The organism is Streptomyces sp. DT2A-34 (assembly GCF_030499515.1).
Classification (GTDB): Bacteria; Actinomycetota; Actinomycetes; order Streptomycetales; family Streptomycetaceae; genus Streptomyces.
This window is the reverse complement of the sequence record NZ_JASTWJ010000001.1, coordinates 9,422,332-9,433,601: the sequence shown is the minus strand read 5'-3', so window position 1 is coordinate 9,433,601 and position 11,270 is coordinate 9,422,332. Positions and strand designations below refer to the sequence as shown.

The window sequence follows — 11,270 nt, the reverse complement described above, 5'->3', positions numbered from 1 at the left end:
CACCGCGTTCGCAGATCACCGCGGCCGGTGTCACACTGACGACGTGGTCGGACTTCTGCCCGGCAGCACGCGAGCGGCCGCGTGTGAGGGCGGCGACCGTGATCCGCCGGAACCTCTGTGACCGCCCCTCCCCACGCACGGCGAAGGTCAAGGGAGGTCTCTCAGATGAAGACCCGCACCCGGGACGCGGCCATGGCCGTGACCGTGCTCTCCACGGCCGTCGCCCTCGCGGCCTGCGGGTCGTCGGGCGACAGCTCGTCGGGCGACGGGGGCGAATCCACCGGGGGAGACACGCCGAGCATCGGTCTGCTGCTGCCGGACTCCACCACGGCTCGCTGGGAGACGCAGGACGGCCCGCTGCTGGAGACGAAGATCAAGGAACTGTGCGGCGAGTGCGCGGTCGAGCATGCCAACGCCAAGGGCGACGTGGCCCTCCAGCAGGAGCAGATGGACTCGATGATCACAACGGGAGTCGACGCCATCGTGCTCGTGGCCGTGGACGCGAGATCCCTCGCCGCGGTGGTACGCAGCGCGAACGAAGCGGATATCCCGGTCATCGCCTACGACCGTCTCGCCGAGGGCCCGATCTCCGGTTACGTCTCCTTCGACGGGGAGGAGGTCGGCAGACTCCAGGGCCGGGCGCTGCTCAAGGCCATGGGCGACGGGGGCGAGCGCCAGATCGTGATGATGAACGGCGATCCCAGCGACCCCAACGCGGTGTCGTTCAAGAAGGGCGCGCTGTTCGTGCTCGAGGGACGGGTGAAGATCGGCAAGGCGTACGACACGCTCCAGTGGAGGCCGGAGAACGCGCACATGAACATGTCCGGCGCCATCTCCGCCCTCGGCGTCGGCAACATCGACGGTGTCTACGCGGCCAACGACGGCCTCGCCGCCGGCAGCATCGCCGCCCTGAAGTCGAACAAGGTCGACCCGCTTCCCCCCGTCACCGGGCAGGACGCCGAACTCGCGGCGCTGCAGCGCATCCTGCGCGGCGATCAGTACATGACCGTCTACAAGCCCTTCACACCCGAGGCTTCCGCCGCCGCCACCATGGCCGTCGCCGCGGTCCGCGGTGAGAGCCTCGACCGCCTCGCCACGGACGAGGTGAGCACCCGCGGCGCCGACGCGGTTCCGGCCGTCATGCTCACCCCCGTGTCCGTGACCGCCGACAACATCAAGGACACCCTGGTGAAGGACGGCGTGTACACGATCGAGCAGATCTGCACGGATGAACTCAGAGCCGCCTGCGACGACGCCGGGCTGACCTGACGGCCCGTGCACCGAGACCAGGTCCGGCCCTCGCCGGGCCCCGGGAAGGAGATGGTGTCCCGTGCCGGCTCCCCCCTTGCTGGCGCTGCGCGGCGTGTGCAAGCGATTCGGTGTCGTCGAGGTGCTCAGCGACGTCGAGCTGGAGATCCACGCCGGCCAGGTCGTCGCTCTGCTGGGCGACAACGGGGCCGGTAAGTCCACCCTGGTCAAGGTGATCTCCGGCGTCATCCCGGCGGACAAGGGCGTCATCGAGTGGGAGGGGCGCACGGTCCAGATCAGGCGCCCCCATGACGCGCGGGAGCTCGGCATCGCCACCGTCTACCAGGACCTCGCGCTGTGCGGGAACCTCGACGTCGTCGGCAATCTGTTCCTCGGACGGGAGATCCGCAGATTCGGGTTCCTCGACGAGATGGAGATGGAGCGCCGCTCCAGACATCTGCTGGACCGTCTGACCAGAGGCGTCCCCGATCTGCGCGCCCCCGTCGTCTCTCTGTCCAGCGGCCAGCGGCAGACGGTCGCCATCGCCCGCTCGCTGCTCGGCGACCCGCGGGTGCTCCTCCTGGACGAACCGACCGCGGCCCTGGGATTCGAGCAGACCACCGAGGTCCTGGACCTCGTCGACGAGCTGCGCGACCGGGGCATGGGCATCGTCCTGATCAGCCACAACATGGGCGACGTCAAGGCGCTCGCGGACCGCGCCGCCGTTCTGCGGCTCGGTCGCAACAACGGGTTCTTCGACGTGAACACCGCGTCCCAGGAACAGATCATCGCCTCCGTCACCGGCGCGACGGAGAACGTGCCCCGCCAGATGACCCACCGGGAGGCGGGGTGGTGAAAGGCATGCGCGGCAAGGCGGACACCGCACGGACCGAGCCCTCCGAGGCCCCCCGGCCGCAGCGCGAGCGGGCCGTCGCCCGGGCCGTGGAGAGCTCGGTCGACCTGTTCCGGCGCAAGGTGCGCGCCGGTGAACTGGGCTCGCTCCCCGTCGTCCTGGTCCTCGCCACCGTCTGGATCGTCTTCCAGTCCCTCAACGAGAACTTCCTCTCCCCCCGGAACCTGTCCAATCTCAGCGTCGACATCGTGGGCACCGGTCTGATCGCGGTGGGCATCGTCTTCGTGCTGCTGCTCGGTGAGCTCGACCTGTCGGTCGGTTCGATCAGCGGTCTCGCGGCGGCCGTCTTCGCCGTTCTGAACGTCAACAACGGCGTGCCGGAGTGGCTCGCCCTCGTCATCGCGGTGCTCGCGGGCACCGCGGCGGGCACCGTGCAGGGGTTCTCCTTCGCCAGAACACGGGTGCCGGCGTTCGTCGTCACGCTGGCGGGGCTGCTCACCTGGAACGGCCTCATGCTGTACATCCTCGGGACCAGCGGCACGATCAACCTCGACGAGAACGGGCTCGTCGCCAACCTGACGAACTACTACTTCACCGACGACGCCGTCGCCTACGGCCTGGCTGCCGTCGCCGCGGGCGCGGTCTTCCTCGTGTCGTACCAGGACGCGCTGCGCCGCAGGGCCGTCGGCATGCCGCACCGCTCGCTCCAGGCGATCGTCGTCCGCACGGGCGTGCTCGCGGTGATCGCGTTCGCCGCCGCGTATCTGCTCAACCGCTTCCAGGGTCTACCGCTCGCCCTGCTGATCTTCCTCGTGGTGGTGGCGGGGCTGGACATCCTGCTTCGCCGCACGCACTACGGCCGTCAGGTCTACGCGCTGGGCGGCGGTGTCGAGGCCGCCCGCCGCGCCAGTCTCAATGTGACGGGCGTGCAGACCGCGGTGCTCGCGGTCTCGGGCACCATGGCGGCGATCGGTGGCCTGTTCCTGGCCTCGCGGATCACCTCGGTGAGCCAGAGTTCCGGCTCGGGCGTCCTGCTGCTCAACGCCATCGCGGCGGCCGTCATCGGCGGCACCAGCCTGTTCGGCGGACGGGGGACGACCTGGTCCGCGGTGCTCGGCATGCTGGTCATCCAGTCGATCGCCTCGGGCATGGCGATCACGGACACCCCGACCGCGGTCCAGTTCATGATCACGGGAGGGGTGCTGTTCGCCGCGGTGGTCATCGACTCGGTGTCACGACGCACGCAGGAGGCACATGGGCGGGCTTGACGCCCCACTCCGGGATCCGGCCACCCCGCCGGAACAAGGTGAGGGGACTCATCGGCCGTGAGCGCTCCCTTGCCCCGCCTACACGAGTCACCTAGCCTGACTTTGTGCCGCTCATAAACAAACTCCGTTCGCACAACGCCGTGCCGGACAGCCCACTCAGCGCACTCACCCGACTCCGCATCGCCCTCACCGTCTTCTTCGCCCTCGACGGCTTTGTCTTCGCCGGCTGGGTCGTGCGCATCCCCGCCATCAAGCAGCAGACCGGCGCCTCCGCCAGCACCCTCGGCCTGGCCCTCCTCGGCGTCTCCGCCGGCGCCGTGATCACGATGATGCTCACCGGACGCCTGTGCCGCCGCTACGGCAGCCACCAGGTCACCGTCGTCTGCGCCGTCCTGCTCTCCCTCAGCGTCGCCCTGCCTCCGCTCACCCACTCCGCACCGGCCCTCGGCGCCGTCCTGTTGCTGTTCGGAGCGGCCTACGGCGGGATCAACGTGGCCTTCAACAGCGCCGCCATCCATCTCGTCGCCGCCCTCCGGCGGCCGATCATGCCGAGCTTCCACGCGGCCTTCAGCCTGGGCGGCATGATCGGTGCGGGCCTGGGCGGACTGGTCGCCGGCCACCTCTCCCCCACGCGGCACCTGCTCGGCCTGACCGTCATCGGGCTGATCGTGACCGCCCTCGCGGGACCCACCCTCCTGCGGCACGAGCCACCGCGGCCGCCCGACGCCCCACGGCACGGCTCCGGCGAGGGCACCCCTCGCCGACTCGACCGCCGCACCCGAGGACTCGTGACCGTCTTCGGGGTGATCGCGCTGTGCACGGCATACGGCGAAGGGGCCATGGCCGACTGGGGCGCCCTGCACCTCGAACAGGACCTCGGTGCCTCGCCGGGGCTCGCGGCCGTGGGGTACTCGTGCTTCGCGCTGGCCATGACCATCGGGCGCCTGACGGGCACGGTCCTGCTCGAACGCCTGGGCCGCACCAGGACCGTGGTCGCGGGCGGCGCCACCGCGGCCGCCGGGATGCTGCTCGGCTCCCTCACCCCCTCCGTGTGGGCGGCGCTGATCGGCTTCGCCGTGACCGGGCTCGGCCTCGCCAACCTCTTCCCGGTCGCCGTCGAACGCGCCGGTACGCTCGCCGGACCCACCGGCGTCGCGACCGCCTCCACGCTCGGCTACGGCGGCATGCTGCTGGGGCCGCCCGCGATCGGGTTCATGGCCGACTGGTTCTCCCTGTCCACCGCCCTGACCAGCGTCGCCGCGCTGGCGGCCGCGGCGGCGCTGATCGGTTTCGCCACACGACACGCGGCGGCCGACTGAGCGGGAGACCAGGCCCTGTCGTCTGGATCAGGCCGAGTGTGAGGTGCGGTGCCTTCCGGCCTCCGCAGCGATCCGAACGACAGGACCTGGAGGCCCTTCTCGGCAGGACGGCGCCCTGACCGAGCCCCCGCCATTGCCGCTTTCACCCTCCCCGCACACCATGGCCCGATGGCGCGACTCCACGACATCGTCATCGACTGTGCCCGCCCGGCCGCCACGGCCCGCTTCTGGGCCGCCGCCCTCGACGGTTACGCCGTCGCCCCGTACGACGACGCCGAGCTCGCCCGTCTGCGCGGCCAGGGGATCGCCGATCCGGAGGACGACCCGACCGTGCTCGTCGAGCCCCGTGACGGCGGCCCCCGCCTGTGGTGCCAGCTGGTCCCGGAGCCCAAACGCGTCAAGAACCGGCTGCACCTGGACCTCGTCTCCGCCGCCCCGGAGACCGAGATCAACCGGCTCGTGGCCCTCGGCGCGACCGTCCAGGCCCGGCACGAGGACCACGACGTCCTGGCCGACCCCGAGGGCAACGAGTTCTGCCTCTTCGCCCTGCACCCGTGAACCGCCCTCGGACGCGGGCGAGTTCGGCGGCACCGAACGACGACACGTACCGATCGTCGCCGAAGACGTGCCGGCCGCCCTCACCCGGCCCCGGCCCTTCCCTTCGACCGCGCTCCATCGTGCACACTCGGCCCATGGAGACAGCCGAGTTCGTTCGATTCCTGGACCGTGAGGGTCTATTGCTGGCCGCGGCCGCCGAGGAGGCGGGGGTCGACGCCAAGGTGCCGACCTGTCCGGAATGGCAAGTCCGGGATCTGGTGCGGCACACGGGGACGGTGCATCGCTGGGCGGCGTCTTTCGTCGCCGACGGCCGCACCTCCCCCCGCCCGCTCGAGGGCCCGCCGGACCTCGACGGCGCCGACCTTCCGGCCTGGTTCCGGGAAGGACACCGTCACCTCGTCGACACCCTCTCCTCCGCCTCCCCCGACGTCCGGTGCTTCCACTTCCTGCCCGCACCCTCGCCGCTCGCGTTCTGGGCACGCAGACAGGCCCACGAGACGGCCGTGCACCGGTTCGACGCGGAGGCGGCACGCGGCGGCACACCGAGCGAGCTCGACGCCGGCTTCGCGGCGGACGGCGTGGACGAGCTGCTGCGCGGGTTCCATGCCCGGCCCAAGAGCCGGGTCCGCAGCGCCGAGCCGCGGGTGCTGCGGGTGCGGGCGACGGACACGGACGACGCGGTGTGGACCGTACGACTGTCCCAGGAGCCGCCCTTGACCGAGCGGGGCGATGCCGGCCGGGCCGACTGCGAGATCGCCGGACCGGCCGCGCTGCTGTATCTGTCGCTGTGGAACCGGCTGCCCTTGCCGAGCGTGACCGGCGACGCCTCGGTGGCCGCGCTGTGGCGCGAGAACTCGGCCATCATCTGAGCTGAACCCAGGGCGTACGCCGCTCAGTTCGCGAGCATCCTCGTCAGCACCGCACGCTGCACCGGCAGCACCTCGCCGTGCAGCGTGCGCCCCTTCGCCGTGAGGGCCACGCGCACACCGCGCCGGTCCTCCTCGCACATGCAGCGCTGGACGAGACCGTCCTTCTCCAGCCGGGCGATGAGCCGCGACAGCGCACTCTGACTGAGATGCACCCGCTCGGAGATCTCCTGCACGCGCAATGCCGCGTCACTGCCCGAGCTGCCCGAGCCACCCCGCGCCGGGCCCGCGGCCAGGACGTCCAGGACCTCGAAGTCGCTGGCGCACAGGCCGTGTTGGTGCAGCGCGCGGTCCAGTTCGCACTGGGTGCGGGCGCGCAGCGCCAGGATGTCCCGCCACTGGTCCACGAGCGCCTGCTCGGCCTTCTTCGCCGCCATGGGCGCACCGTAGCAGAACACGGAATTCATTGCATCAGAATTAAATGCATTTGCATCTCATGCGCATGCATGTAGCGTCCTCGGCATGACCTCTCCGCTCACCCACCCCACGTCCGAGGGGCGTTGGACCCCCCGGCTGTGGGGCACGCTGCTGGTGCTGTGCGCCGCGATGTTCCTGGACGCGCTGGACGTGTCGATGGTCGGTGTCGCCCTGCCGTCCATCGGCGCCGACCTGGGCCTGTCCACCTCGACCCTGCAATGGATCGTCAGCGGCTACATCCTGGGCTACGGCGGCCTGCTCCTCCTCGGCGGCCGCACCGCCGACCTGCTCGGCCGACGCCAGGTCTTCCTGGTGGCCCTCGCCGTCTTCGCGCTCGCCTCGCTGCTCGGCGGGCTCGTCGACTCGGGGCCGCTGCTGATCGCCAGCCGCTTCATCAAGGGCCTGGCCGCGGCCTTCACGGCGCCCGCGGGCCTGTCCATCATCACCACGACCTTCGCCGAGGGCCCGGTACGCAACCGCGCGCTGGCGATCTACACCACCTGCGGCGCCACCGGCTACTCGATGGGGCTCGTCTTCTCCGGGCTGCTCACCGAGGCCAGTTGGCGCCTCACCATGCTGCTCCCGGCGCCCGTCGCGCTGATCGCCCTGTTCTTCGGCCTGAAGCTGCTGCCGCGCAGCGAGCGCGAGCGGGCCGACGGCGGTTACGACATCCCCGGCGCCGTCCTCGGCACCGCCTCGATGCTGCTGCTGGTCTTCACCGTCGTCGAGGCACCCGAGGCCGGCTGGGGCTCCCTCCGCACGATCGTGTCCTTCGTCGCCGTCGTCGTCCTGCTGGCGGCCTTCGTGGCCGTCGAGCGCCGCAGCCCGAGCCCGCTGGTCCGGCTGGGCGTGCTGCGCTCCGTGGCCCAAGTGCGGGCGCAACTCGGCGCGTTGACGTTCGTCGGCAGCTACATCGGGTTCCAGTTCCTGGTCACGCTGTACATGCAGCAACTGCTCGGCTGGTCGGCGCTGCACACGGCGCTGGCGTTCCTGCCGGCGGGCGCGCTCGTGGCGCTGTCGGCGACGAAGGTCGGCACGATCATCGACCGGTTCGGCACCGCACGCCTGATCGCGATCGGCTTCGCCCTCATGGTCGCCGGCTACATCCTGTTCCTGCGCATCGACCTCGACCCGGTCTACGCGGCGGTGATCCTGCCCACCATGCTGCTGGTCGGCTCGGCCTTCGCGCTGACCTTCCCCTCGCTCAACGTCCAGGCCACGAACGGCGTCGACGAACACGAGCAGGGCATGGTCTCGGGCCTGCTCAACACCTCGGTCCAGGTGGGCGGCGCGCTCTTCCTGGCCGTCGTGACGGCGGTCCTGACCGCGAACGCTCCCGCGGAGCCCGCGTCCCCGCAGGCGGTTCTCGACAGCTACCTGCCCGCTCTGGTCGTGATCACGGTGATCGCGGTCGCGGGTCTGCTGATCGCCCTCACGGGACTGCGCACCCGCCCCGAGCAGCAGACCGTCGTGGTGGCCAAGTCCATGTCCCAGGAGGCGGAGCGCGTCGGCGTGCGCGACTAGGGGGCGCCTCCTTCACCGTGCGCCCGGCGGGGACCGCTTGCTCCGCCGGGCGCACGCCTGTGAGACTTCCCGTATGACCACGTATGGGGGACGGCGCGATCAGGCCGAGCGGGACGCGATCACCGTCGAGATCGGATACGCCCTGTGCAGCGCGGCGTTCGCGGCGGCCGTGCTGTTCGGGGCCGTGGCGGGGCCGGCGTTCGCCTTCGAGCTGTCGGCCGGAGCGCGCGGCACGCTCGTCGGAGCGGGAGCGACCGCGGCCGCCGTCGTGTTCGTCGCCCGTGTCGTCAGCGTGCTGGTCCGCTTCGGGCGGCGTCGCAATGCCGCCGGGGACGAGACGGCTCAGCCCAGCCAGCCTGGGCGGACCAACCCGGACTCGTAGGCCAGGACGACGAGTTGGGCCCGGTCACGGGCGCCGAGCTTCACCATGGTGCGGCTGACGTGGGTCTTCGCGGTGAGGGGACTGACCACCAGGCGGCGGGCGATCTCGTCGTTGGACAGTCCGATGCCGACCAGGGCCATCACCTCCCGCTCGCGCTCGGTGAGTTCGGTGAGGACGTCGGCGGCCGCGGGTTCCTTGGAGCGGGCGGCGAACTCGGCGATGAGGCGGCGGGTCACGCCCGGCGAGAGCAGTGCGTCGCCCTCGACCACCGCCCGTACGGCACGCAGGAGTTCCTCCGGCTCGGTGTCCTTGACCAGGAAGCCGGAGGCGCCCGCTCGGATGGCCTCGAAGACGTACTCGTCGAGTTCGAAGGTGGTGAGCATGACCACCTTGACGCCCGTCAGGTCACCGTCGTCGGTGATCCGGCGGGTCGCGGCGAGGCCGTCGAGGAGCGGCATGCGGATGTCCATCAGGACGACGTCGGGCCGCAGTTCGCGCACCTTGCGCAGGGCCTCCTCGCCGTCGGAGGCCTCCCCAGCCACCTCGATGTCCGGCTGCGCGTCGAGGAGCGCCCGGAAGCCGGCCCGCACCAGTGACTGGTCGTCGGCGAGCAGTACGCGGATCACCGGTCCTCCTCCACCTCGTGGGAAGCCTTCAACGGCAGTACGGCGAGCACCCGGAACCCGCCGTCGGCCCGCGGGCCCGCCTCGATCGTGCCACCCAGCGCGGCCGCCCGCTCCCGCATTCCGGCGAGTCCGTTGCCGCTGCCGCCCGCCTCGGCACCGGTCGCGGGGCCGTCGTCGTCGATACGCAGCCGTAGCGTCGTCCCGTCGTCGTGATCGAGGTGCACGCGTGCGTGCCGCGACTCCGAGTGGCGTACGACATTGGTGAGGGCCTCCTGGATGATCCGGAAGGCGGCGAGGTCCGTGCCGGGTGCCAGGCGGGGCGGCTCGCCCTCGACCTCGACGGTGAGGCCCGCGCTCGCCGCCTGCCGCACCAGTTCGGGCAGCCGGTCGAGGCCGGGCGCCGGGGCGCGGGGCGCGTCGCCGGGGGCGCGCAGGGTGTCGAGGACCTGGCGGACCTCGCCGAGCGCCTCCTTGCTCTTGGCCTTGATGGTGGTGAGCGCCGTACGGGCCTGTTCGGGGTCGGTGTCGAGGAGGGCGAGGCCGACGCCCGCCTGCACATTGATCACGGAGATGCTGTGCGCGAGGACGTCGTGCAGTTCGCGGGCGATCCGCAGCCGCTCCTCGTCGGCACGCCGCCGCGCCGCCTGCACCCGCTCGGCCCGCTCCCGCGCCCACTGCTCGCGCCGGGTCCTGGCCAGCTCCGACACCGCCACGATCGCCGCGACCCAGGCGGCGATCACGCCCTCCTGCCCCCAGGGCGCGGCCGGGTCACCGGACGGCGGCAGCCACTGGTACAGCCAGTGGGCCACCAGGGCGTGCCCCACCCAGAACACCCCGACCGCCGCCCAGGCGGCCTTGCGGTGCCCGGTGACGATGGCGTTGAAGCAGGCCAGGGCGACGGCCACGAAGACCGGCCCGTACGGATATCCGGCGCCCAGATAGACCGTGGCGGCCGTCGCCGTACCGAACGCGACGGCCACCGGATACCGCTTGCGCCACAGCAGCAGTGCCGCCGCCACGAACAGCAGCCCGCGGGCGAACGGGTCGAGCGCCTCCCGGTCGTCCAGCTGACCCTCGGCCGCGAAGTTCGAGCCGGCCAGCACGAAGACCGTGATCAGCACGGTGGAGCGCCAGGGCCGGCGCGGAGTGTGCTCCTCGCCGTCCTCCCACCGGTTCCACCACGGCGGGCCGTGCCGCCACCACATCGGCGGCCCGCCGCCCCGGCGCACCTGCTGCTCGTCCATGTCCGCCACGCTAGACGCGATGACGGCGGGGCGGCGTCACCCGGGCGTGGTGATCACACGTACTCCCCGCGAAGTACGTCCGCGCCCTCGTCCGCAGCCTCGGGCTCCCTGATCCTGAGCCGGCGCAGCCGCCGCGGCGCCCCTGACGCCTCGGGTCCGGCCTACTGCCGGCCCTCCAGCAGGCCCACGCCGTGCGCGAGCCGGGCCACCGCATGCCGGAAGAATGTCTCCCTGTCCTCCACGACCCGGTTGAACTGGCCGAACAGCTCGAACCCGACGAGCCCGAAGAGCTCGGCCCAGGCGGCGACGAGGGCCGCGACGTTCGCCGGGGGGAGGTCGGGGGCCAGGTCGGCGGCCATGCGCTCGGCTTCGGGGCGCAGTTCGGCGGGCAGAGGCGGTTCGGAGAGGCCGGAGCCGGAGTCGGAGTCGGAGCCGCGGTGGGCGTCGCGCAGGATGCCGATGAAGACGAGGCCGACGCGGGCGGCGGACGGGACCGTGGTGTCGGGCGCGGTGTAGCCGGGGACGGGCGAGCCGTAGATCAGCGCGTACTCGTGCGGATGCCGCAGTGCCCAGTCACGCACGGCCTCGGCCACCGCCGTCCAGCGCCGCACGGGCCCGGCGTCGGCGGCCTTGTCGTGCGCGGCCTCGGCGCGCTCGCCGAGGGAGTCGTAGGCGTCGATGATGAGCGCGGTCAGCAGATCGTCCCGGCTGGGGAAGTAGCGGTAGAGGGCGGAGGAGACCATGCCGAGCTCCCGGGCCACGGCACGCAGCGAGAGCTTGGCGGCGCCCTCGGCGGCGAGCTGTCTGCGCGCCTCGTCCTTGATGGCGGCGGTGACTTCCATCCTGGCGCGGGCCCGTGCGCCCTGTGCGGTGCTGCTCATGTGAGGCAGTCTCCCACGAGAAGC

At 71.7% G+C, this 11,270-nt stretch carries 12 protein-coding genes; 8 read left to right on the top strand and 4 right to left on the bottom strand.

Annotation, left to right across the window (positions count from 1 at the left end; all coding sequences use genetic code 11):
* Nucleotides 1–165: 165 nt before the first annotated feature.
* From QQM39_RS42115 to QQM39_RS42090, 6 genes are all read left to right on the top strand, one after another.
* Nucleotides 166–1,269, top strand: a complete 1,104-nt coding sequence (locus QQM39_RS42115; RefSeq protein WP_302002839.1) for a substrate-binding domain-containing protein — start codon at nucleotides 166–168, stop codon at nucleotides 1,267–1,269.
* A 61-nt stretch (nucleotides 1,270–1,330) separates the two neighbouring features.
* Nucleotides 1,331–2,104 (top strand): ATP-binding cassette domain-containing protein, encoded by a 774-nt coding sequence (locus QQM39_RS42110; protein ID WP_274236809.1) that lies wholly within the window; start codon nucleotides 1,331–1,333, stop codon nucleotides 2,102–2,104.
* A 5-nt stretch (nucleotides 2,105–2,109) separates the two neighbouring features.
* Nucleotides 2,110–3,369 (top strand): sugar ABC transporter permease, encoded by a 1,260-nt coding sequence (locus tag QQM39_RS42105; RefSeq protein ID WP_302002838.1) that lies wholly within the window; start codon nucleotides 2,110–2,112, stop codon nucleotides 3,367–3,369.
* A gap of 104 nt (nucleotides 3,370–3,473) precedes the next feature.
* A complete protein-coding gene (locus tag QQM39_RS42100) occupies nucleotides 3,474–4,688 on the top strand; it encodes an MFS transporter (protein ID WP_302002837.1) in 1,215 nt (404 codons plus the stop codon).
* 168 nt (nucleotides 4,689–4,856) lie between these two features.
* Entirely contained in the window at nucleotides 4,857–5,246 is a 390-nt protein-coding gene (locus tag QQM39_RS42095) for a VOC family protein (protein WP_302002836.1), read from the top strand.
* Between the two features lie 134 nt (nucleotides 5,247–5,380).
* The gene (locus QQM39_RS42090; RefSeq protein ID WP_302002835.1) at nucleotides 5,381–6,115 is read left to right on the top strand and encodes a maleylpyruvate isomerase family mycothiol-dependent enzyme; all 735 of its coding nucleotides are present in this window, start codon (nucleotides 5,381–5,383) and stop codon (nucleotides 6,113–6,115) included.
* A gap of 23 nt (nucleotides 6,116–6,138) precedes the next feature.
* Here QQM39_RS42090 and QQM39_RS42085 read toward each other — a convergent pair whose 3' ends face one another.
* Nucleotides 6,139–6,549, bottom strand: coding sequence for a MarR family winged helix-turn-helix transcriptional regulator (locus tag QQM39_RS42085; protein WP_302002834.1), 411 nt, complete (start codon nucleotides 6,547–6,549; stop codon nucleotides 6,139–6,141).
* Between the two features lie 85 nt (nucleotides 6,550–6,634).
* Between QQM39_RS42085 and QQM39_RS42080 the strand changes: the two genes are divergently transcribed.
* The gene (locus QQM39_RS42080; protein WP_302002833.1) at nucleotides 6,635–8,113 is read left to right on the top strand and encodes an MFS transporter; all 1,479 of its coding nucleotides are present in this window, start codon (nucleotides 6,635–6,637) and stop codon (nucleotides 8,111–8,113) included.
* 73 nt (nucleotides 8,114–8,186) lie between these two features.
* Complete coding sequence (locus tag QQM39_RS42075; RefSeq protein WP_302002832.1) at nucleotides 8,187–8,495, top strand: DUF6332 family protein; 309 nt, start codon at nucleotides 8,187–8,189, stop codon at nucleotides 8,493–8,495.
* Here the strand turns inward: QQM39_RS42075 and QQM39_RS42070 are convergent.
* The 3 genes from QQM39_RS42070 to QQM39_RS42060 all read right to left on the bottom strand — a co-directional run bounded on the left by QQM39_RS42070 (nucleotide 8,456) and on the right by QQM39_RS42060 (nucleotide 11,246).
* Nucleotides 8,456–9,121, bottom strand: a complete 666-nt coding sequence (locus tag QQM39_RS42070; RefSeq protein ID WP_302002831.1) for a response regulator transcription factor — start codon at nucleotides 9,119–9,121, stop codon at nucleotides 8,456–8,458. The two genes, QQM39_RS42075 and QQM39_RS42070, sit on opposite strands and share 40 nt — an antisense overlap.
* On the bottom strand, nucleotides 9,118–10,365 hold the full coding sequence (locus tag QQM39_RS42065) for a sensor histidine kinase (protein ID WP_302002830.1): 1,248 nt from the start codon (nucleotides 10,363–10,365) through the stop codon (nucleotides 9,118–9,120). The genes QQM39_RS42070 and QQM39_RS42065 overlap by 4 nt, the downstream gene beginning before the upstream one ends.
* 161 nt (nucleotides 10,366–10,526) lie before the next feature.
* Nucleotides 10,527–11,246, bottom strand: coding sequence for a TetR/AcrR family transcriptional regulator (locus QQM39_RS42060; RefSeq protein ID WP_302002829.1), 720 nt, complete (start codon nucleotides 11,244–11,246; stop codon nucleotides 10,527–10,529).
* Between the last annotated feature and the right edge of the window lie 24 nt (nucleotides 11,247–11,270).